The 21,330-nt window shown below is 53.0% G+C and carries 19 protein-coding genes and 2 riboswitches; of the genes, 10 read left to right on the top strand and 9 right to left on the bottom strand.

From position 1 onward, the window contains the following. Window positions 1–40: 40 nt before the first annotated feature. Window positions 41–604: a DNA-directed RNA polymerase subunit delta gene (gene rpoE / locus AC3ZPD_RS22475; RefSeq protein WP_490986472.1), complete on the bottom strand. Its 564-nt coding sequence runs from the start codon at window positions 602–604 to the stop codon at window positions 41–43. A gap of 536 nt (window positions 605–1,140) precedes the next feature. Here rpoE and AC3ZPD_RS22480 point away from each other — a divergent pair. Continuing rightward, window positions 1,141–2,316: a S8 family peptidase gene (locus AC3ZPD_RS22480; RefSeq protein WP_490986473.1), complete on the top strand. Its 1,176-nt coding sequence runs from the start codon at window positions 1,141–1,143 to the stop codon at window positions 2,314–2,316. 184 nt (window positions 2,317–2,500) lie between these two features. On the opposite strand, the gene argS is transcribed toward AC3ZPD_RS22480, so the two are convergent. The 3 genes from argS to AC3ZPD_RS22495 form a co-directional block, all read right to left on the bottom strand. Continuing rightward, the gene (gene argS, locus AC3ZPD_RS22485; protein ID WP_490986474.1) at window positions 2,501–4,183 is read right to left on the bottom strand and encodes an arginine--tRNA ligase; all 1,683 of its coding nucleotides are present in this window, start codon (window positions 4,181–4,183) and stop codon (window positions 2,501–2,503) included. Window positions 4,184–4,185: 2 nt separating this feature from the next. After that, the gene (locus AC3ZPD_RS22490; RefSeq protein WP_490986475.1) at window positions 4,186–4,605 is read right to left on the bottom strand and encodes a YwiB family protein; all 420 of its coding nucleotides are present in this window, start codon (window positions 4,603–4,605) and stop codon (window positions 4,186–4,188) included. A gap of 192 nt (window positions 4,606–4,797) precedes the next feature. After that, window positions 4,798–6,000, bottom strand: coding sequence for a WD40/YVTN/BNR-like repeat-containing protein (locus AC3ZPD_RS22495; RefSeq protein WP_490986476.1), 1,203 nt, complete (start codon window positions 5,998–6,000; stop codon window positions 4,798–4,800). Between the two features lie 237 nt (window positions 6,001–6,237). On the opposite strand from AC3ZPD_RS22495, the gene AC3ZPD_RS22500 reads away from it, so the two are divergent. Beyond that, the gene (locus tag AC3ZPD_RS22500) at window positions 6,238–8,322 is read left to right on the top strand and encodes a transglycosylase domain-containing protein (protein WP_490986477.1); all 2,085 of its coding nucleotides are present in this window, start codon (window positions 6,238–6,240) and stop codon (window positions 8,320–8,322) included. 91 nt (window positions 8,323–8,413) lie between these two features. Here the strand turns inward: AC3ZPD_RS22500 and AC3ZPD_RS22505 are convergent, their stop codons facing one another. Continuing rightward, window positions 8,414–8,923: a YwhD family protein gene (locus AC3ZPD_RS22505; RefSeq protein WP_490986478.1), complete on the bottom strand. Its 510-nt coding sequence runs from the start codon at window positions 8,921–8,923 to the stop codon at window positions 8,414–8,416. Between the two features lie 124 nt (window positions 8,924–9,047). Between AC3ZPD_RS22505 and AC3ZPD_RS22510 the strand changes: the two genes are divergently transcribed. From AC3ZPD_RS22510 to AC3ZPD_RS22530, 5 genes are all read left to right on the top strand, one after another. Next, window positions 9,048–11,054 carry a M1 family metallopeptidase gene (locus AC3ZPD_RS22510; protein WP_490986479.1) on the top strand — a complete coding sequence of 669 codons (2,007 nt, stop codon included), beginning with the start codon at window positions 9,048–9,050 and terminating at the stop codon, window positions 11,052–11,054. A 13-nt stretch (window positions 11,055–11,067) separates the two neighbouring features. After that, window positions 11,068–11,892, top strand: a complete 825-nt coding sequence (locus AC3ZPD_RS22515) for a hypothetical protein (RefSeq protein ID WP_490986480.1) — start codon at window positions 11,068–11,070, stop codon at window positions 11,890–11,892. A gap of 244 nt (window positions 11,893–12,136) precedes the next feature. Next, window positions 12,137–12,275: riboswitch (cyclic di-AMP (ydaO/yuaA leader) on the top strand. A gap of 5 nt (window positions 12,276–12,280) precedes the next feature. Next, complete coding sequence (locus tag AC3ZPD_RS22520; RefSeq protein WP_490986481.1) at window positions 12,281–12,775, top strand: C40 family peptidase; 495 nt, start codon at window positions 12,281–12,283, stop codon at window positions 12,773–12,775. A 343-nt stretch (window positions 12,776–13,118) separates the two neighbouring features. Then, window positions 13,119–13,256, top strand: a riboswitch (cyclic di-AMP (ydaO/yuaA leader). 4 nt (window positions 13,257–13,260) lie between these two features. Next, window positions 13,261–13,737, top strand: a complete 477-nt coding sequence (locus tag AC3ZPD_RS22525) for a C40 family peptidase (RefSeq protein WP_490986482.1) — start codon at window positions 13,261–13,263, stop codon at window positions 13,735–13,737. Between the two features lie 378 nt (window positions 13,738–14,115). Continuing rightward, window positions 14,116–14,583, top strand: coding sequence for a GNAT family N-acetyltransferase (locus tag AC3ZPD_RS22530; protein ID WP_490986500.1), 468 nt, complete (start codon window positions 14,116–14,118; stop codon window positions 14,581–14,583). A 152-nt stretch (window positions 14,584–14,735) separates the two neighbouring features. Here AC3ZPD_RS22530 and AC3ZPD_RS22535 read toward each other — a convergent pair whose 3' ends face one another. Both AC3ZPD_RS22535 and AC3ZPD_RS22540 read right to left on the bottom strand, forming a co-directional pair. Further along, window positions 14,736–15,035: a 4a-hydroxytetrahydrobiopterin dehydratase gene (locus tag AC3ZPD_RS22535; protein ID WP_490986483.1), complete on the bottom strand. Its 300-nt coding sequence runs from the start codon at window positions 15,033–15,035 to the stop codon at window positions 14,736–14,738. A gap of 140 nt (window positions 15,036–15,175) precedes the next feature. Continuing rightward, window positions 15,176–15,469 (bottom strand): hypothetical protein, encoded by a 294-nt coding sequence (locus tag AC3ZPD_RS22540; protein WP_490986484.1) that lies wholly within the window; start codon window positions 15,467–15,469, stop codon window positions 15,176–15,178. Between the two features lie 178 nt (window positions 15,470–15,647). Between AC3ZPD_RS22540 and motA the strand changes: the two genes are divergently transcribed. Both motA and motB read left to right on the top strand, forming a co-directional pair. Then, window positions 15,648–16,451: a flagellar motor stator protein MotA gene (gene motA, locus AC3ZPD_RS22545; protein WP_490986485.1), complete on the top strand. Its 804-nt coding sequence runs from the start codon at window positions 15,648–15,650 to the stop codon at window positions 16,449–16,451. Next, complete coding sequence (motB, locus tag AC3ZPD_RS22550; RefSeq protein WP_490986486.1) at window positions 16,435–17,268, top strand: flagellar motor protein MotB; 834 nt, start codon at window positions 16,435–16,437, stop codon at window positions 17,266–17,268. The genes motA and motB overlap by 17 nt, the downstream gene beginning before the upstream one ends. 124 nt (window positions 17,269–17,392) lie before the next feature. Here motB and rluF read toward each other — a convergent pair whose 3' ends face one another. Together rluF and AC3ZPD_RS22560 are read right to left on the bottom strand one after the other, a co-directional pair. Next, on the bottom strand, window positions 17,393–18,097 hold the full coding sequence (gene rluF, locus AC3ZPD_RS22555; protein WP_490986487.1) for a 23S rRNA pseudouridine(2604) synthase RluF: 705 nt from the start codon (window positions 18,095–18,097) through the stop codon (window positions 17,393–17,395). Then, entirely contained in the window at window positions 18,087–20,399 is a 2,313-nt protein-coding gene (locus AC3ZPD_RS22560) for an ATP-binding protein (protein ID WP_490986488.1), read from the bottom strand. Before AC3ZPD_RS22560 ends, rluF begins: the two co-directional genes overlap by 11 nt. A gap of 345 nt (window positions 20,400–20,744) precedes the next feature. Here AC3ZPD_RS22560 and tadA point away from each other — a divergent pair, with 345 nt between their 5' ends. Then, on the top strand, window positions 20,745–21,239 hold the full coding sequence (tadA, locus tag AC3ZPD_RS22565; protein ID WP_490986489.1) for a tRNA adenosine(34) deaminase TadA: 495 nt from the start codon (window positions 20,745–20,747) through the stop codon (window positions 21,237–21,239). Window positions 21,240–21,330 lie beyond the last annotated feature (91 nt).

The following is a 21,330-nucleotide window of genomic DNA, read 5'->3' on the forward strand; positions in this document are numbered from 1 at the left end:
GGCACACTCTCATTCGAAAGTCTGCCGCCTCTTGCCTGTTTTAGTCCTTCAAATCATCATCGTCGTTGCCCGGGTCTTCTTCTTCCTCTTCGCTCTCTTCCTCGAGATCTTCATCTTCCAGATCTTCGTCGTCCAGCAGCGATTCGTCTTCCACGTCCGCATCTTCGTCTTCGTCCGCAAAAAGGTTTTCTTCCTCGTCTTCGTCTACGGCATCGAAATCCTCATCTTCCGCAGTGAAGGACTCTTCTTCTTCATCCGTGTAATCTTCGTCGTCCAAATCGTCATCCTCATCGTTAATGATGCGCGGACGAGAAGCGTTGGCAATCGGATCTTCGGATTTCTCGATCGGATACCAGCGTTTCAGGCCCCAAAGATTGGTTCCCACGCAGGCAAACCGACCATCGATATTAATCTCCGTATATAGCTGCGCAATGGCTTCTTGGATCTGCTCCTCGGTCATCCCGCGAAGCTTGGCCACTTCATTCATCAAATCACGGTAATAGTGAGGCGTATTGGCTGCTTTCAAAATCATAAATGCGAGATCGACCATCGGAGTTTCTTGTACTTTCTCCGGATCGATTTTCAAATTGAGCGGCGTACTCACTTACGGACACTTCCTCTCAGGCAATGTTAACGGTTGCGTTCCCGATCTGACGGCTTGGCCGGCAAAGGGGGACCTCCCCTAATTTAACTCATCCAACTCATATCACACAATAGTAAAACCTATTTGGAAGGAAAAAGCAAGTTTTATCCGGCCTCGTCGGGGGACTTTCCAAGAGTCTAAAAAGTGACCTTTGACCTGCCTAGCCGAGCCGCACTCTTATCAGGGACAGCAAGAAGCGGAGCGTGCCAAACACGCTCCGCTTCTGCCGACTGTACCCTTTTCGAAAAACGCGGAGGTTATCCGCTTTCTCCGGGATAGTGGGAAGCCGACCCCATTCAGCTTCCTTCTTCCATGGTATGTATACATTTGCAGAATGACACGGTAAGGGCATCAGCAACTTGCAAAAAAAACCGGGAATTATGCAATTTTTTTGCGAGTTGCCGCCTATTTCGGTTCAACCGGGCATGTTCCCCATTCAGCCGATCCCGGCTTTTCATAAGATACTGCAACACGCTTTGATCAGGGGGCTGCTATGCATGAATATTCCGGAATTGCTCCGCTTTCTGAGCGAACATCTTTCTCCCTCCCCGGATGAAGGATCCCGCCACATTCTTTCCTTTCGCAATCCGTCTCACTATGAGGCCTTTCTGAACGAGCTGCAGCTCAATATTCCGGGCTTTGACCCTGATTCCCGCAGGCGTCTCGAAGATTCTACGCTAATTCAGGGATTGGCTTGTTCCCTGCTGTCCGGCGATTTGCCGCTCCGCTTCCGCTACGGGCTTCGGGTAGAAGAAGATTCGCGGGTTAACGTGCATGGTCTGGCAGCTCAAGAACGCCAGATGAATCCCGGCATTCCTTGGGGCGTCAGACGGGTTCGTGCCCCGGAGGCCTGGTCCTATTCCACCGGACTTCAAATCCGGATCGGCGTAGTAGATACAGGGGTTGATTTTAACCACCCCGACCTCAAATACAGCCTGGCCCGCGGGGTCAATTTATTGAGCCGCCACCACTGGCCTCACGACGACAACGGGCATGGCACACACATCGCCGGAACCATTGCCGCCGCCGGAGGACCCGAGGGCATAACAGGCGTGGCTCCCCGTTCCTTGATTTACCCGGTTAAAGCTTTCGACAATAACGGAGCCGCCTATGTCTCCGACATTATCCGCGGCATCGATTGGTGCGTGCAGAATGGCATGCAGATCATCAATATGAGCTTTGGCATGAAAAAAAGAAGCACCGCCATGGAAGAAGTCGTGGAGCGCGCTACCCAGGCTGGCGTCGTCATCGTCGCCTCGGCCGGCAATGACAAAAAAAGACGCAACATCGATTATCCCGCCAAGCTGCCCCAAACGATCTCGGTCGGTGCCACCAACCGCGAACGCCGCATTGCGGGCTTCAGCAACCTGGGGCCTTATATTGACATTTACGCACCAGGCGATCAAATCCGCTCTTCCTGGCTTGGCGGCAAATACCGAAAAATGAACGGCACCTCCATGGCCACCTCCCATGTCAGCGGAGCCATTGCACTGCTTCTTGCCCGGCGTCCGGGACTTACTCCGGCCGAAATCAAAACGCTGCTCCGCCGGACTACGCGTCCGTTATCCCCGTCCGAGGATAAAAATAAAATAAGCGCCGGCGAGCTTGATGCTTTCCGGCTTGTGCGCAGGCGGGTCAAACCCTTGACCTCCATATCCAGAAAGAAGAACTAACCTTTCGGAATACCGGAGGTTCCGGCTAACGCTGCGCAATAGACAAAATTTTCGAGTCCAAAACAAACCGCCCCGGATCTGCTTTCATTGAGGAAAGCAATCCGGGGCGGTTTGTTAGATAAAACCACTTATTGGGGCCGGCTGTAGCTGTGCGCAGCCGCCCCATCTTCCAGGATGTATCTGATTACATCCGTTCAGGAGCCTCGACGCCGATCAGCTTCAGCACGTTGGCGATCGTGATGCGCACCGCGCCGAGCAGGGCGAGGCGGGCAGCGGTTTGCTCCGCGTCTTCCGTGATGACGCGTTCCGCTCTGTAGTAGCTGTGCAGCTGCGACGCCAGCTCGTATACATAGCGCACGATGCGGTGCGGCGCATAACCGTTTGCCGCTGCCGCGATTTCTTCCGGCAGCTCGCCGATTTTCCGGAGCAGGTCAAATTCGTGCTCGGCGGTCAGCTTGTGGAACGGCACGCTGTCCGGTGCCGGAATGGCTACGCCCTGCTCCTCGGCCTGGCGGAAAATGCTGCAAATGCGCGCATGCGCATACTGAACGTAATAAACCGGATTCTCGTTGGACGTCGAAATGGCGAGATCCATGTCGAAATCCAGATGCGAATCCATGCTGCGCATGGTAAAGAAGTAGCGGATGGCATCCACGCCGACTTCGTCCATCAGGTCGACCATCGTGACGGCTTTGCCGGTGCGTTTGGACATTTTTACTTTCTCGCCGTCCTGGAACAGGCTGACCATCTGCGCAATCAGAACGGTCAGTTTGTTCGGATCGTTGCCGAGCGCTTCCATGGCCGCTTTGAGGCGCGGGATGTAGCCATGATGGTCGGCGCCGAAAATATTGATCATCCGGTCAAAACCCCGGTTGTATTTATTGCGGTGGTAAGCCACATCAGGCGTCATGTACGTGTACGTGCCGTCATTTTTCACCAAAACGCGGTCTTTGTCGTCGCCGTAGTCGGTCGTGCGCAGCCAAGTTGCGCCGTCCAGCTCGTAGGTTTGTCCTTTGGCGCGAAGCTCCTCCAGGGAAGCCTCGACTTGACCGTTCTCGTACAGCGAGGATTCGCTGAACCAGACATCAAAACGCACCCGGAAACGGCCGAGGTCGCGTTTGATTTTATCCAGCTCTTTCTCTAACCCGTATTTGCGGAAAAAAGCCGCACGTTCGCTAGGCGAATAAGAAAGCAGCGCGTCTCCTTCGCGGGCTACGAGGTCCTTGGCAAAACCTTTGATGTCTTCGCCATGGTAGCCGTCCTCCGGCATTTCGACCTCTTGTCCCAGCTCCTGCAGGTAACGGGCTTCGATCGATTTGCTCAGGTTGACGATCTGGTTGCCCGCATCGTTGATGTAATATTCGCGGGTCACGTCATACCCGGCAAAATCGAGCACGTTGCACAAGGCGTCGCCAACGGCAGCGCCGCGGGCATGTCCCAAATGCAGGCTGCCTGTAGGGTTCGCGCTGACGAACTCAATCTGGACCTTCTGCCCGTTGCCGAGCTGAATCCGCCCATAGTTTTCTCCTTCCGCATAAACCTTGCCGATTACCGGATAAAGATAACTTTTGCCCAGCGTAAAATTAATGAACCCCGGTCCGGCGATTTCCGCCTTCTCGATGGAAGCTTTGGCGTAATCCAGATGCTTCAGAATTTCTTCCGCGATCTGGCGCGGATTCTTTTTGGCGATTTTGGTAAGCTGCATGGCGGCGTTAGTCGCCAGGTCTCCATGCGCTTTATCCTTCGGCACTTCGAGGGTAATCGCCGGGATTTCTTCAGCGGAAGCCAGGCCGGCCGCCGTGATGGCATCGACGATGGCCGTTTTGACCGCCTGGTTGATCTGCTCTAAAGGATTTTGGGTTGACATGTTCAGACTTCCTCCTGTATTTGCAAACTAATGGTGAACCGGCCTGCCAGTTCCTCATAGACATATAAATCGTAAACCCAGTCCAAGGTCCCCATGGAGCCGTTCAGCCTGATCTCCACGGATTTCGTATCCGTCGAAAGGTTAAACGTCGTAAAAGGGGAGCGGTAGAAGCCGGGAAGTTTTTGTCCGGCGCTAAACGTTTGCTGCGATTCGATTTCGCCATGGCGCAGCACTTTAAGCTCGCCGCCGCTGATGCGGACGGTCGTCCGGGTTTTGCCGCCCTTCGGGCCGGGCTCCGGCTCTTCATAACGGAGATAGCTGCCCGCCGCGCCCTGCACCAGTTCGCCGCGCATCCGCTGCACTGTTCTGTCCGTTCCGTCAAAGCTTGTCAGGGTAATGACCACAGCCTGGCTGCCTGGCATTGCTTTCAGTCCCCATTTCTATAATCTCTTTATCATACTCTACCATATAACCTTATCCAAAGTCTCCGTTCTTAAGACGTTGGAACCGGCGTCAAATATTGATTATACCCGATTCGTCCCTCTTCGTTAATCGAAAAAAAGAGCCCCGCTCTGCGGAAGCCCTTTGGTTCATTCCATTGACCCTTATGTCCTTCAGGAAACGGCATTCGGAATTTCAAACTTCTTATTCCAGCTGGCGCCGCCGTCATGCGTTACATAAACGGCTGTTTCCGTCGCGCTCGTCACCGTCAGCCAGCCGGTCTTCTGCGACGGGAAGGAAATGCGGGCGTCGTACCCTTTCAGGGTCGCCGGCACATTGGTCCAGCTTTGTCCGCCGTCATAAGAACGGCCGACGCCTACAACTCCCCCGGCAGGCGAACCGCCGGCCAGGTAAGCCGTGCTAGCGCCGATCAGCGCCATATTGCCGGGATGGCCGCCCGGAGAGGCAGGCCCTTTAGCGGCCAGCGCTTTCCCTGTGCCTGGTGCGGGACCTCCGCCTGCGGTGTTTTGCCCGATCACGCGCGTCCAGTTCGTGCCTTTGTTCGCGCTGGCATAAACGCTGTACGAAACCTGGGACATGCCCGATTCGCCGTAAACGAGTGCCCATACCTGCCCGTCCTTGCTGTACAAATCTCCGCCGATGGCGGAGCGGGAAGGAATAGAGAGTACGGAACGCCAGCTGTCGCCGCTATTTGTGGTTCTCATCACTTTATAACCTCCGCCGGGAACGACGGTCAGCACGTATCCCGTCTTCCCTGCAGCGTCCTCAAAGGAACCGGCCCGCGTATTCGGCGGGGTTTTGACCTTTTTCCAGCTCTTTGCCCCGTCTTCCGATTTATAGATGCCATTAGAGGTAAAACCGTATAAAGTGCCCGCCACCGCTTTAATTTGATTAAAATGCTCCTTTGTGCTGTCTATCCGTTTCCAGTGAGCACCCCCATCCGTTGTTGATACCAGGTAATTAGTGCGGCCGTTCGGCGTGGTAGCCAGCGCCCATCCTTTTACGTTATCCGGAAAATCAATCTGCATGAAATCCCACGATCCCGTATAGATTTCCTGCCAATGACAGCCCCCGTCCGAGGTGCCGATCAGAAAGCCGTTGCCGGCTGCCCGGCCGGTCGTATCGCTTAGAAAATCAATGTCGGTAAAGTGCAACGGATCTGCGCCGGGACCGGTATGTTTTTCCTTCAACCCGCCCAGCAATCCGTGATCCCCGCTGCCGCAAACGGGACTGGCCGCTCCCGAAAGCGTTACGGGTATGGACGCGCTTACCCCTGCCGTGGAAATTCCTAACGTCAAGGCCGCACAGGCCGCCAATTTCATTAAAGAGCTTAGTCGACGTTTGGTCGGTAACATGTGTAAACACCTCCGCTCGTATTTCATCCAGCTTAACACGACTGGAATCGCTTCCTATTTGATATCATTACCCGTCAGGTTTTTAATGAAGCATTTTAATGATGCATTTGACTATACCCAAACGCTTTCCCCAAACATGAATATCGCCCCTAAACTTTCCCAATAATAAGCATTACAGCCGCCGGATTCCCTTATTTTCCGGAAAAGGCAGCTCCTGCTGCTGCGACTTTAACGATTATGCTCATCCGACAGGAGGTTATTCATTTGCAGCGATTATCGAGGAACCAGCGCAAGCCGAAAGCCAAACGCCTAAAAATGCTGTTCAAGCTCACCCTTGCCTCCGGCGTGCTTGCCGCTGCCGCTTTGGCCATTCTGCTTGTATATTTATACCAGTCTCCGCTCCCGCCGATCGATTCGGATCAGAACTCGGTAATGCTCGACGCCAAGGGCGAAGCCGCGGCCGTCTTCTCCCCCGCGGAGAAAAACCAGGAAAACGTCAAACTGGACCAGATTGCTCCTTCCTTGATTCAGGCTACGCTGGCTGTCGAGGACCGGCATTTCTACGAGCATATCGGCTTTGATTTCAAAGGCATGGCCCGCGCCGTTCTCGTCAACCTCGAGCATCTGGACAAAGTGCAGGGCGCCAGCACGCTGACGCAGCAGCTTGCCCGCAACCTGTATCTGACCCATGAGCGGACCTGGACCCGCAAGGCCAAGGAAGCTTTATATACCGCCCAGCTGGAGATGAAATACAGCAAACCGGATATTTTGCAGATGTATCTGAATCAGATCTATTACGGTCACGGAGCCTACGGCATCGAAGCCGCGGCCAAAACGTATTTCGGCAAGCCCGCCAAGGATTTGACGCTGGCCGAAAGCGCCATGCTGGCCGGCATCCCGAAAGGGCCAACTTATTATTCACCGTTTAATCATATGAAAAATGCCAAGGACCGCCAGAAAACCGTGCTCGGCACGATGGTAGAAACCGGGGCGATCACGCGCCAGCAGGCCGACCAGGCCTACGCCCAATTGCTGCAATTCCAGTCCCCGTCGATGCGGACGACGGATGACAAGGCCCCCTTTTTCCGGGATTATGTGCGCAGCGTGCTGGTGAACAATTTGGGGATCAGCGAAGAGCTGCTGGAGCACGGCGGGTTAAAGGTATACACCACGCTGGATACCGATGCACAGGCCGCAGCGGAAGCAGCCGTAAAAACAGGCGTCGGCAATGACGCCGAGCTGGAGGCCGCTTTGGTTTCCATCGATCCCCGCAACGGCTACGTGAAAGCGCTGGTTGGCGGCACCAACTATTTGCAGAGCCAATACAACCACGTTTTCGCGACCACCAGGCAGCCGGGTTCGTCCTTTAAGCCGATCATGTATTTAACGGCGCTGGCTTCCAAGAAAATGACGGTGGCCAGCCAGTTTAACAGCGAGCCTACTCTGTTTCATTACGATGACAACAGGAAAACGTACAGCCCCAAGAACTTCGGTGAAAAATACCTCGGCGAAATCGATATGAAACGGGCGATCGCCGCTTCGGACAATATTTACGCCGTCAACACGATCCTGACGGTCGGCGCGGACAACGTCATCGACATGGCCCGGAAAATGGGCATTACCAGCAAGCTTCAGGCCGTACCTTCGCTTGCGCTCGGCACCTCGCCGGTCAGCCCGTTCGAAATGGCGTCGGCTTTCGCCGTCATCGGCAACCAGGGCCGCAGCGTCAAACCCGTTGCCGTCCTAAAGGTGACGGACTCCTTCGGCAGCGTGCTCTACGAAGCGCCCGGGGCGCAGCCGGTGCAGGTGGTGGATCCCGCCGCCGCTTATGTGCTGACGCACATCATGGAGGGCGTCTTCGATACCGGCGGCACCGGCAGCCGCGTCTCCGCGCTGATGAAGCGCCCGGTGGCGGGCAAAACGGGCACGACCAGCACCGATGCCTGGCTGGTCGGCTTCACGCCGGAGCTCTCCACCGCCGTCTGGGTCGGCTACGACAAAGGCAAAACGCTCGGCACGGCGGCCTCGCGCAAAGCGGCACCGATCTTCGCCACCTTCACGGAGAAGGCGCTGGAGAAGGTGCCGCCCAAAATGTTCCCCGTGCCGGAAGGCGTGGTGAGCGCTTATATCGATACCGCCACCGGCAAGCTGGCCGATGTAAGCTGCGGCACCAAGGAGCTGGAAGTGTTCATCTCCGGCACGGAGCCAAAGGAAACCTGCACAGGCACGGCGCCGCCGGCTAAATCCGAACCTGCTCCCGAAGCCGTCAAGGAACAAAGCCATTCCTGGTGGCAAGATTTAAAGCGGTGGTGGATGGATTAAGACATACAAAAATAAAGGGGAAACCTTACGTCATCGCTTGACGAGAGGTTTCCCCTTTTCTTTTTCCGTTCATTATATTAGTTGAAAGCATTTAGTTCAAAGCCGCTTTAAACGCCTCAGGCGTCCGTTCCCACCATTCCTCGTTATGGCTTACAAGCAGCTGCTTCAGCGCCGCTTTCTCTTCGCTGCCCAAATCGTCCAGCATCACTTTGCGCTTCAGCGCGTAGTCGAGCTTGTTGACGTGTTCGGCGAGGATTTTCCAGCCGCGTTTGGCTTCCGCATCGATGAGCATCTCACAGGCCGTGGCTCCGCCGTAGCACTTTCCTTCCTCGGTCTGATCAACCGCGACCCAAACCACCCATACCTGGCGGCCGTTCGGCACATCCTCCCGGTTCGGCGAAAACTTGATGCCCCGTTCTACCTTGCTCTTCGCGTGCATCGCCCCGATATCGATCTTGGCTTCCCCGCCGTCGATGATGACCGGAGATACGTTGTTCAAATCGATGGACCCCGCTCCGAATCCTTTATGTTTGGTCTTCTCATTGCTGCTTATAATATTCAAACTCAGCGGTTTCTTTCCCGCGTTCGGCGTATTATCCATAATTCCCTCCAAGGTTAAAGGCGCTTCCATTCACACCTTGTACATTAATTTTATTTTAGCTAATAATCTTTCAAATGCAAACATATACATGCTGTAGATGCTTGTCAACGGGAGGTATCAATCTATGTTTGCACCAAGGAAACGGACCAAAACCATCATGCTCTTGGCGGCCGCCCTGCTCCTGCTGGGGGGGTCGTTTTGGGGATTAACCAAGCTGCGCCCGGGCGATCCAGCTTCTATTGCGACTTCTCTTGCTCCCGGTCAGGCCAAGCCCTCTCTAACGGAACCGGGCGCCACCCCCGTCAAAGAGAGCGTACAGCAGCCCAGCGCCGAGGTGCTCAGCGACAGGGTGTCGGAGTACCATATCGACGTAAAGCTGGACGAACAAACCGGCACCTTAACCGGTACCGAAACGCTTAGCTGGACGCATCCCGGCAAAAAACCAGTGAACGAGGTTTACCTGCATCTGTACGCAAATGCCTTCTCCTCTCCGGACACTACTTTTATGAGGGAATCGGGCGGCGTTCTTCGGGGAGACTCCATGCCCCAGAACGGATGGGGATCGATCACCATGACCGAAATTCGTACCACGGATGGCATTTCCCTGCTCCACCGCCTCCAATATGTGCAGCCTGACGACGGCAACGCAAAGGACAAGACCCTCGTGAAAGTCCGTCTGCCGCAAGCAGTTCAGGGCGGGGAAACCCTGACGCTGAAAATCGGGTTTGAAGTGAAGCTGCCCAAGGTTTTTGCTCGGATGGGCACAGCCGGCGATTTCGTTATGGCCGGACAATGGTTTCCGAAGATGAGCGTTTATGAGCCGGCGGGCACGCGGGGCAGAACGCAGGAAGGCTGGAACCTTCACGAATACCACGGCAATTCCGAATTCTATTCCGATTTCGGCATCTACAGCGTGAAGATCAACGTGCCGCAGAACTATATCGTGGCTGCCACCGGGTTTCCCACCAAGTCGGCAGCAGTCAAAAATGCTAGGAAAACCTATCAATTCTATGCCGACGACGTACATGATTTCGCCTGGGCCGCCTCGCCGGATTTCATTTACGCGGAGGAGCCCTTTGCTTCGGACAGTGTGCCCGGCGTACGCATTAAGCTGTATCTGGACCCGGCTCACAAAGACTTGAAGGACCGCTATTTCTATGCGGCCAAAGCGGCGCTCGCCTCCTACAGCAAGTCTTACGGGCCATACCCTTACTCCACGCTTTCCATCGTGGTGCCTCCGGCTGACGGAAACGGAGCGGGCGGCATGGAATACCCGACGCTCATTACCGCGTTCGGAGCAACTGACGATTCCCCGGGTTACGATCTGGAGAGGACCGTGGTCCATGAAATCGGGCACCAGTATTTTTACGGGATGATCGCCAGCAATGAATTTGAAGAGCCTTGGCTCGACGAAGCCTTCACCTCCTACGCCGAAGACAAAGTAATGGAAAAGGAATTCGGCATCAATCCCAATCTGACGATCCAGTCCGCCATGATTACCCGCCCTCTATCCTTGGATCAAGAGGCATGGAAATACGGTTCTTCCCGGAATTATGCGCTTAACGTCTATACGCGGGGCAAGCTGGTGCTGCTGGACATTGAGCGGCAGATCGGCACCAAGCAGATGAACAAGGTCATGAAAACCTATGCGCTGAAATACCGCTTCAAGCATCCTACGACCGCGGACTTCCAGCGTGTGCTTGAGCAGGTAACCGGGAAATCCTGGAGCGATTACTTCGATTCCTATGTGTATGACGGAAAGATGGTCGACTACGCCGTAGACCACATCACGACCGACCGTAAAGAGCAGAACGGGGAAACCGTTTATGAAGCTACGGTTGCCGTAAGCCGCCGCGGAGCGTCCACTACACCGGTGCCGGTGCTCTTTACCTTCACTGACGGCCACGAGGTCCGCAAGGAATGGGACGGCAAGGTGCCTATTGCCGAATTTAAGGTGGACTACAAGGAGCCGCTCGCCTGGGTGATGATCGACCCCGCCTATACGCTCCTGCTTGAGAACAAACATATCAACAACTATTTAAAAGCCGAAGTGGATCCGGTCGTCGGGTTCAGATGGAATCTGAGCATCGCCAAGCTTGTGGACTCTCTGCTTGGACTGCTGTCATGGTGAGGTGAATGAAGCGATGACCTATATCCGAAAAGGCTGGACGAGCGCGTCCAAGCAGTTGCCCATTGCCATCCTTCTTTTTCTGTACCGGCTGCTTTGGAGCGTATTCCTCTATAAAATCATTCATTCCGCCATTATGCCGGTTCTGCAGAGATATCCGGATTCCGGTCCCGGCGAGCTGAGCCGCCTGCTGTTCGTGGTGGAAGGCCAAATGGGCCTGGCGGGCAGCAGCGAGCTGCGCCTTTACGGCGGGCTGCTCGCCGGCATGATGTTGATCCGCCTTCTGTTTACCCCCCTGATCCGCGCCGGTATTTATCATGGACTGCTGGAAGAAAAGGATCGCGACGGGGCGGGCTGGCTGTTCTTTGAAGGCATCCGCAAGCGCTGGAAGCCCGTCGGCCTCTTATATTTGGCCGAGCTGGTTCTCACCCTGCTTCCGGCTTATTGGCTGCTTCCCCGCCTATATGACCGTTCCACGCTGCTGCTGAACGGCGACCACCATACGCTGTTGGTTACCGCAGGTGCCCTGGGCGGTTGGGGAGTCTGGTTTTTCCTTGTGAAAAGGTTCCTGGAATACGCGCTGCTCGGCTGGCTCTCCGGCTCCGGCGTGTTTACCTCCCTGTTCTGGTGCGCAAGACGGCTGATTCAAGTCATCGGCATCTCCGTGCTGCTGGGCGGGCTCAGCCTGCTGCTGTGCGGCCTGTTTACCGCCGGTTCCTGGATATGGACCGGAATCCTGGGCCTGATCCTGCACCAATCCTATCCGCTGATCAGCAGCATTTTAGGAATCTGGCAGACCGCCTCGCAATTCCACCTGTGGAAGGAAGGGTCTGAAAAATAAATTCTTTTCTACAAGGCCAATAAAAAAAATATAAGCGCCGGATCGGCGCCGCGCAAGGCCCGGGCCAACAGGCTCGGGCTTTTTGGTGCCTGTCCGGGCACTCTTTTTTCAAAAATACGCATTGCCAAATAGTACCTTTTGCTGATACAATGGCTTCAACCAAACAAGTAACAACTTTGTAATTCTTTTTTAATGACTTAGCAGGACTTATGAAAAAGATGTCGAATAAGTAGCTTCAGATGCCATAAAGAATAAGCCTAATCCCAGGCATCAGGGGAACGGGGGAACCACTTTGGGTGAATTGGTCTCGCAACGGAGGGGCCATAGGGGAAACCTTCTACCGAATCCTTAAGCTAACCTCGTAGGCGTTGGAAGGGGTACACACAGTTTGAAGAAGAAGTTGGCAGCAGCAGCAGTAAGTTTTGCATTAATGTTCACCGTGGGTACGAGCGTTTTTGCGGCCGATACCCAACTGGATAAAGCGGTGGACGGAGCTTTGGGCACACCTTATAAATCCGGAGGAACAACAACCAACGGTTTTGATTGCTCCGGTTTCACAAGATATGTGTTTGCAAAGCTCGGCATCACGCTTCCTCACCAATCCGGCTCCCAATACAAAATGGGTAAAGCGGTAGAGAAAAGCGATCTCATTCCAGGCGATCTGGTGTTCTTCAACACTAGCGGCAGCGGCGTTTCCCACGTAGGGGTTTACGTAGGAGACGGCAAATTTGCTCATGCGTCCTCTTCTAAAGGCGTGACCATCAGCAAATTAAGTGAAAGCTATTATGTCAACCGCTACGTTGGAGCCAAACGCATCATGAGCAGTGACGTTTACCAGTCGGTTGCCGCGGACGATTCCGCAGACAACGACAACGTGGAATAAGAACGTCACCAGGCCTGACCTTTAAATCATTCCGGCCGGAATGGTTTAAAGGTTTTTTTTATTTAGAAACCCTGCACTCAGGTTGGAGCCCCGCCGCCGGAGCCGAGTCCCAAATACCGTCATTCTATTAGGTCTAAAAGACGAATTTGGAAGAATTCCCGGATAAAGTGCGGACACGCCTTGCTTCTTTGCCCTCAATTTGTTACAATTACCCATGCATTAGTAACAAATTTGTAATTATTGTTGTCAGTCGCAAGTGATGGACGAGTCTTATGAAGCCTTACTAAATCCATGAAGTCTTCTTTTAAGTCCTCTTCATCCGTAACGCATTGTCAGGTGCCACAACAAACAACAGCCGAATTCCCCGCACCTGGGAAACGGGGGAACCAGTTATGGGTGAATTGACTCCGCTATCAGAGAGTCATAGGGAACCTTCGACCGAATCCTCAAGCTAACCTCGCAGGCCTTGGAAGGAGTTTGACATCTTGAGAAAGACATTAACAGCTGCGGCAGTGGGTTTAGCCATTCTTCTGTCCGCCGGAACATTAGGTACAAGCACTGCATCCGCATCGACACTGAGCTCGGTTGTTAGCTCGGTATACGGTACCCCTTACAAAATGGGAGCTACCGGCAACGGCGCATTTGACTGCTCCGGATTTACGAAGTTCGTATTTCAGAAAATGGGCGTAACTCTTGCCCGCCAATCGGCCGCTCAGTACAAACAAGGTACTGCGGTTGCCAAAGCCCAATTAAAAGCCGGCGATCTTGTCTTCTTTAATACGCTCGGCAACGGCGTCTCCCATGTAGGGATTTACATGGGCAGCGGAACCTTCGCTCATGCCTCTTCTTCAAAGGGTGTTCGCGTGGATAAGCTCAGCAACAGCTATTATGCCAACCGTTATGTTGGAGCCAAACGCATTTTGAGTCAATATTCTTATAAAACGTTTGCTGTTAATCTTTAGGACCCTCCGCCCTGCCAGGCGAAGGAATCCTGCATGTTGTTCCTCTTGGCCGCACGATTCTTGCCGGAATCGCTTGCGGCTTTTTTTGTTTTCCTTACCTATAAACGAGGCAAGCAAGCCAAAGGTTCCACCTTCCGGACTTAAACCTGCGATATTTTTTAAGCCGGCCATGCAGAGGTTTATGGGAAGGAAAGGTTTCCCATATGATTTTTATTTACCCGGTGTTACGACGTTTAAACGGTCTCCGGGGCTTTTTTCCAAAATTTTTGCCAAAGCTTCCGCTCTCGGGTACATTAGACTTGTGCTGCATAAACCCAATATCCTGATTAAGGAGGGATTGGCTTGCCTGAGAAGACCTATTCCTTTCAAGTGGTTCCGATGGAAGAGGCTCATGGGGCCGAGATTTGTACCTGGTGTTATGAACCTCCATACAATATATACGGCTGGCTCCCCTGGGAGCAGATGAAGGGACTTGAGGTCGAGTTCGGCGATCCGGCGATCCGGCGCACGCAATACGTGTCCCTGCTGGACGAGCAGGGTTCGCTTTGCGGGTTTGCGCAGTTTTTTCCGATGGAGGGCGTTACCCGGCTCGGCATCGGCATGAAACCGGAGCTTTGCGGACATGGACGGGGCGGCGCTTTTGTCGCGGCTATCGTTCAGGAGGCGCTCCGCCGCAAGCCGGACAATGAAATTGACCTGGAAGTACTGACCTGGAACAATCGGGCGATCCGCGCCTATCAGAAGGCAGGTTTTACCATTACGGATTTATACGAACGGCAAACGCCTACCGGAATGAAGCCTTTTTATTGCATGGTCTACCAACCGGACGGGCAAAATCGGGCTTGAGCTGCGGCGGAATCTTCAGCTGCGCCTAGCCTGGCTTGGCTTGAACCGGGCTAAAATAAAAAGTGCACCCTGCCGAGCCGGCTAAGGTGCACTTCTCTTTTTTTCATAACGCCTGCAGGTGGAAACAACTTATCGGCTCCATGACTTAAAGGTCAATCTGCGCTGCGCATCTTGTCAAACGCTTCGTTATACTGCTGCGCTTCTTTAATATCCACGCCCGTAATGCCGCCTTCCTCCCAGGAAGTCAGACGGAGCGTAACGACTTTGTAGTCTATCGTAATAAAAGGATGATGCTCGAAAGCCTCTGAAATCGCGGCTACTTCCGCTACAAAAGCAATTCCCTGCATGTAGCTGGAGAAATTGAATTTGCGGACGATCCAGCGCCCCTCTTCCAGTTCCCAGCCTTCCAGCTTTTCCAAATGCGCTTCAACCTCTTCAGGTGAAAATGGCATTGTTTTATACCTCCCAACTTAAAAGGTCACGCTATGACTTAACGAAAAGACCTTTCCGCATCCCACTATTTTATCATCTGGCAGCAGGAAAAGCCATAATTCGACACTTTTCGCCGTCTGCTGCTTTAGCCGGCTCCCGTTTAAATAAGGGAAATGGAGGTCAATTCCTCCTCGCCGATCAATACGTTAATCCGGTGAACGGCCGGATCGTACATCACCACTGCGCTTCCCACGGAAATTACAGGCTCTTCGCCAAGTCCGTAAAACAGATCCTCCGCAAGCGCTTCCCACACTTCCCGGCGATCCTCCTCAGGCAGACGCTCCCAATCCGCGGGCTCCATTTCGAAAAAAATATAACTATCGGGAACAGCCGCCATGGCCTCCGTTAAATCCGCCAAAATCAAGGCATAGTCTCTTCCATGCTTAACGCCCATTGCCAAAGCCCCTTTCTACGCATATTCCAACTTCAGGATACCCTTCATTATACCTGAAAATATGCCTTAAAAAATAATAGAAATCTGTCGATAAAAGAGATAAGCCGTTTCGTGCTTCACTTTCCGGAAGGATGCCGGAAAATGGAAAGGATTCAATTCTCATGGATGAGGTGTATGAATGGAAATTTCAACTATAGTAGGTATTGTGCTGGGCCTGGCCGCCCTGATCGGCGGGATGATCCTGAAAGGCGCTCCCGTAGTCGCCCTGGTCAATAACCCCGCAGCTTATGTCATTATCATTGTAGGGACCGCCGCTTCCCTGTTTGTTGCGTTCCCAATGTCCGAAATGAAGCGACTCCCCAAACTGTTCAAGGTTTTGTTCTTCCCCAACAAGATGCTCAGCAAAACCGAAATCATCACCATGTTTACGGAGTGGGCATCCATTACCCGCCGTGAAGGTTTGCTGGCACTGGAAACCAAAGTTGAAGAAATTAACGACGACTTCCTGCGCAGCGGTATGCGCATGATTATAGACGGCAATGACCAGGAGTTTGTAAGCGACGTTCTGGCGGAAGATATCGCAGCGACCGAGGAACGCCACCGTTCCGGAGCGCTTATCTTTTCCCAGGCCGGCATGTACGCGCCTACGCTCGGCGTACTCGGCGCTGTAGTCGGATTAATTGCGGCCCTTGCCGATATGAGCGACATAGATAAGCTGTCCCATGCGATTGCAGCCGCTTTTATCGCCACCTTGCTCGGTATTTTTACCGGTTATGTCCTCTGGCACCCGATCTCCAATAAATTAAAACGGATGTCCAAAAGTGAAATGGAGATCCGCCTGATGATGGTGGAAGGTTTGCTTTCCATCCAATCCGGGGTATCTACCATAGCTATTCAGCAAAAACTGTCCGTATTCCTGACACCGGCCGAACGCGCGAAACTTCAGGATAAGGAGGCGGACAGCGGTGAGCAAAAAGAATAAAAAACATGAGCACCACGAGGAGCATAACGACGAAAGCTGGCTGCTCCCCTACTCCGACTTGATGACCCTGCTGCTGGCCCTTTTTATCGTTCTGTACGGCATGAGCACTATCGATGCCAAAAAGTTTGATGAATTAAGCGAGGCGTTTAATAACGCCTTTAACGGCGGGGTTGGCGTGCTTGATCAAAGCACCATTAACGGCACCACCAAAAATACACCGGACAAAGAGAAAGACAACAAAAATAACAGCACCCCGGCTCCTACCGCGCAAAGCACGCAGAGCATGTCGCAGCTTCAGAAACGGAACGAGCTGATGAAGCAAGAGCAAGAGGATCTGGAGAAGCTGAAAAAGCAGCTTGATCAGTACATCAAGCAAAGCGGGTTAACTACCCAGCTGAATACCAAGCTGAACCAGTCGCAGCTTGTGATCACGATCAGCGACAACGCCCTGTTCCCGTCCGGCAGCGCCGCCGTTAAACCGGAGGCCCGCGTGTTGGCCAAAGCGATTTCCGGCATGCTTCAGAAGTTTCCGGACTATGAAATCCTGGTCTCGGGTCATACGGACAACGTGCCGATCGATAATGACGAGTTTACTTCGAACTGGGACCTGAGCTTTGCCCGGGCAAGGAACTTTATGGAGATCCTGCTGCTGAACAACAAATTGAATCCGAAAATGTTCAGTCCGATCGGTTATGGCGAATACCATCCGGTGGCTGATAATAATACGGAGGCCGGGCGTTCGAAAAACCGGCGGGTTGAAATTTCGATTATCCGCAAATATCAAGATCCGAACGGCCAGATCACGATCAACCCTTAAAATAAGGGGAAATACCTTACAAGCATAGACAATAAAAGCCCGGGATATCCCGGGCTTTGCTTTTTTTATTCGATAGCATAACTACGTAACGTAGAGAGTCGTCCCTTACGTCTTTGCAGCAGCCTTAAAGGAGCCTGTAATTCAACTGGGCGCCGAGCTCCTGCTTCTCCTGCGGCGTGAGGTCCCGCCATTCACCGGTCCTCAGGCTGCCCAGATGGATATTCATGATCCGAATGCGCTGCAGCTTCCTGACGTTGTAACCAAGTGCGGAGCACATCCGGCGGATCTGACGATTTTTCCCTTCGGTCAAAATAATCCGGAACACTCTTTCCGAAATTCGGGTAACCTTGCAAGGCAGCGTCATTTCGCCCAAAATCTTCACGCCTTCCGACATCGCCTGCAGAAATCTTGGCGTAACCGGCTTGTCGACCGTCACGATATATTCCTTTTCATGTTTGCCTTCGGCCCGGAGAATTTTGTTGACGATATCCCCGTCGCTGGTCATCAGAATCAGACCTTCCGAATCTTTATCCAACCGCCCGATCGGAAAAATGCGCTGCTCATGACCGACAAAATCTACAATGTTTCCCTTGATATGCTGCTCGGTTGTACTTGTAATACCAACGGGTTTATTAAGCGCAATATATACGCTTTCTACCGGTTTGGAAATCAGGGGTTGGCCGTTGACCCTCACGTCATCGCCTTCTTCCGCCTGGCTCCCGAGCAGGGCAACCTCACCGTTAATCGTTACCTTCCCGGCCTCAATCAGCTTATCCGCTTCCCGGCGGGAGCAGAACCCGGTTTCGCTTATAAATTTATTAATCCGCAAACTTCTCTTCCTCCTGATCCTCTCGGCCGCCCGTTTCCTCATCGGTCTCTTCATTTTCCGTATCCCGATGAACGACCGGCAAAGTAATGGTCACCATCGTTCCCCAGCCGACCATGCTGTTAATGCTGATCGTGCCCTTGTGGGCTTCAATAATACGCTGACTGATCATCAGCCCCAGACCGGTCCCTTTCTCTTTGCTTGTATAGAATGGCTCCCCCAGCTTCTCAAGCCGCTCTAACGGGATGCCTTCGCCTTCGTCGATAATGCCGACCAAAGCCTGATTGTTTTCCTTAATGATCTTCAGCCCGATCCCGCCTCCGCGGGGCATCGCTTCCATCGCATTTTTCAATATATTGATAAACACCTGTTTCAGCTGGTTCTCTTCGCAGTATACATAAATCGGTTCTTTCGCAAAATCGGAAACAAATTCAATGCCATATAAATGCGCTTGGCTGTCCAGCAGGGAAATGACGTCACCAAGCACGTACCGAATATCCCTGTCCTGAAAAATATTAGCCTGCGGCTTGGCCAAAATCAGAAACTCGCTGACGATCAAATTGATCCGGTCAAGCTCGGACAACATAATATCGACATGCTGGTCATTCATCGTCTGTGTCTGCTGCTGAAGCTGCAGAAATCCCCGCAAGGTCGTCAGCGGGTTCCGGATCTCGTGCGCAACGCCGGCGGCCAGCTGGCCGACCGTCGTGAGCTTCTCCGATTGGCGCAGCAGCTCCTGCATTTTATTATGTTCGGTCATATCCCTGGAGATCGTAATATAAGCAATGATTTCGCCGTTCGAATTAAAAATCGGGGAGTGGGTAATGCTGACTTCCACCTGGCTGCCGTCTTTACAGAGCCTGACCGTCTCCACACTCTGAAGCGGCTGTCCTTCGGCCAGCGTCTGCTCCCACTCCTCCCATTCTTCCCATAGACCGGCAGGGACAAACGGAAGCTCCTGCCCGGCTATCTCCTCTCCGCTCCAGCCATACAGCCGTTCAAAAGCCTGATTGACCCGGATCACCCTCCATTCGGGATCGGACAAGTGAATGGCATCGGCCGTCTGATTAATGACGGACTCCAGATATTCGCGCATCGAGCGGTTTTCATCGTTCATTTTCTCCAGCTCCGACGTATATTCGCCTAGATTCTCGGCCATGAGATTGATGTGTTTGGCCAGAACGCCGAGCTCATCACGGCTTTTGATTCTCAGCCGGGCGTCGAAACGGCCCTCCGACATCTCTTTGACTCTGACCAGAATATGGCGAAGCGGGCGCATGAGCATTCTTGAAGTATAAGAAACGATCAGCAGCACCAATACCAGCATGGAGATAAAAATCCAAACATAATGCACCATTTGCCGCTCATTTCCCGCGGACAACGGCTCATCGCTGTAAACCACTCTAAGAATATACGGGGTTCCGCCAGGCGGATTAACCGGCAGGTAATTTTCTATGTAACGCTGTCCGTTCAGCAAAAAATCCGCCACCTGCTCCTGTCCGCTTTCCGCAGTTTTCCGAATTCGCAGCTCCGCCTGGTCATCCTCCAAGCCGTAGGTACCGAACAACGGTTGATTTAAAGCCGGCGGGGACCCTTCATTTAAAATCGCCTCGACAGGCGGCCTGCTGAATCCCGTGATCTCCAGAATATTTGGATCACTTTGTTTAATCCGGTCAATCGTAGCCTGGATGCCCATTTGATTCAGATCCTCTTCCACATCCTCCGGCCGCAGAAAAACATGAATCATATAGTTGCTTTTCCCATCGTAATAAAAACCCATCCGGTCCTCGGGAGGTTCGTCTGAACCGAGCCTATACGAATCCATCCAATACGGCTCGCCGCTCAGCACCTTCCGGGTCTCATCGAAAGGCTGGATCAGGGATTGAGAGCTTCCGAAGCCAAGCGTTGGCTCCACAGCCGTACCCAAACGCTGCGGATCTGTGGATATCCCGGTCCACAACTCATTATCTTTTCTATATAAAAGGGAGAGGCCGCTTACTCCGGTCCTCCGGCTTAAGTCCGCCAGCTGCTCCACCGTAACTCCTTTCCATTCCGGTCCCAGCTCGCTGGCCGCTGTTTCGGCGGCTCTCCTTAAATTCTTCTCCAATTCCTTATCCGCGTAAGCCAAGCTGGTTTTTCCCTGCTCAAGCGAAGCGGCGACCTGGCGCGTCGTCAAAATCAGCTGCGAATCGTGCACGTCCCGCAGGTTGCTTCTCGCCCGGGAATAAATAAGAACCATATTAATAAGCAGTATGGTAACGAGCGAAATGACTAACAATAAGGTCATTTTTCTTCTGATCGACAAGCTGCCCGCACCTCCAAGCCAGGATTGGCTAATATTGGCTCACTCTAACATGATACAATTTTCGACGTCATTTGCCTATACATTGATAACCGGATTTAGGATGTTTACAATGGTAACAAACAGGTAAACGCAAGCTTTTTGGGAGCAACTCCTGTATAATTCGATTATTCATCAACATATTGTCCACAGATTGTGCACAATTCCACAAGATTTATTCAACCGTGTTAATAAGTCTGTGGATAAAATAAGCTTTATGCACAGGGTTATCAACATCATGTTAACAATCGAATAAATGTTCGTTGGATAATATCCACAAAATCATTTGCAAGGAGCTGTTTTTGAAGCATGACCGAATTGGAACCATCCCCCTTCCCTGTCGAAGGCAACCCGCTGGATGAGTACTGGATGCGTTTCGCCATAGAAGAAGCCAGGAAAGCCGAAGCGATCGGGGAAGTGCCTATAGGGGCCGTAATCGTCAAAAATAACGAGATTATCGGCCGCGGCCATAATCTCAGGGAAACCACACATGATTCCACTGCCCATGCGGAAATGATCGCGATCCGCCAGGCCAGCGAGCTGCTCGGCGCCTGGCGTCTGCTGGACTGCAGACTCTATGTAACCCTTGAGCCTTGTCCCATGTGTGCCGGTGCCATCGTCCAGTGCAGGCTCCCGGCAGTCGTCTACGGGACGACCGACCCGAAGGCCGGCTGCGCAGGCACCTTGATGAACCTGCTGCAGGAGCCCCGCTTCAACCACCGGACGGAAGTGGTCGCGAATGTGCTGCAGGAGGAGTGCAGCTCCCTCCTGAGCGATTTTTTCCGTCGTCTGCGCCGGAAATAACAATACGGAGCAAACCTAAGAGCCCGCACCGGGAAACCGGTGCGGGCTCTTTTTCCAAAATATAAGAGGCAGAGGATCTAACCAACCTATA

This window comes from Paenibacillus mobilis (assembly GCF_058267595.1).

Bases quoted from the DNA above. Each gene is read 5' to 3' on its own strand.
- AC3ZPD_RS22515 (WP_490986480.1), top strand. From the start codon at position 11,068: ATGACCTATATCCGAAAAGGCTGGACGAGCGCGTCCAAGCAGTTGCCC.
- AC3ZPD_RS22535 (WP_490986483.1), bottom strand. From the start codon at position 15,035: ATGCCATTTTCACCTGAAGAGGTTGAAGCGCATTTGGAAAAGCTGGAA.
- AC3ZPD_RS22505 (WP_490986478.1), bottom strand. From the start codon at position 8,923: ATGGATAATACGCCGAACGCGGGAAAGAAACCGCTGAGTTTGAATATT.
- AC3ZPD_RS22500 (WP_490986477.1), top strand. From the start codon at position 6,238: ATGCTCATCCGACAGGAGGTTATTCATTTGCAGCGATTATCGAGGAAC.
- AC3ZPD_RS22480 (WP_490986473.1), top strand. From the start codon at position 1,141: ATGAATATTCCGGAATTGCTCCGCTTTCTGAGCGAACATCTTTCTCCC.
- AC3ZPD_RS22540 (WP_490986484.1), bottom strand. From the start codon at position 15,469: ATGGGCGTTAAGCATGGAAGAGACTATGCCTTGATTTTGGCGGATTTA.
- AC3ZPD_RS22495 (WP_490986476.1), bottom strand. From the start codon at position 6,000: ATGTTACCGACCAAACGTCGACTAAGCTCTTTAATGAAATTGGCGGCC.
- motA (WP_490986485.1), top strand. From the start codon at position 15,648: ATGGAAATTTCAACTATAGTAGGTATTGTGCTGGGCCTGGCCGCCCTG.
- AC3ZPD_RS22530 (WP_490986500.1), top strand. From the start codon at position 14,116: ATGGAAGAGGCTCATGGGGCCGAGATTTGTACCTGGTGTTATGAACCT.
- AC3ZPD_RS22490 (WP_490986475.1), bottom strand. From the start codon at position 4,605: ATGCCAGGCAGCCAGGCTGTGGTCATTACCCTGACAAGCTTTGACGGA.
- argS (WP_490986474.1), bottom strand. From the start codon at position 4,183: ATGTCAACCCAAAATCCTTTAGAGCAGATCAACCAGGCGGTCAAAACG.
- tadA (WP_490986489.1), top strand. From the start codon at position 20,745: ATGACCGAATTGGAACCATCCCCCTTCCCTGTCGAAGGCAACCCGCTG.
- AC3ZPD_RS22510 (WP_490986479.1), top strand. From the start codon at position 9,048: ATGTTTGCACCAAGGAAACGGACCAAAACCATCATGCTCTTGGCGGCC.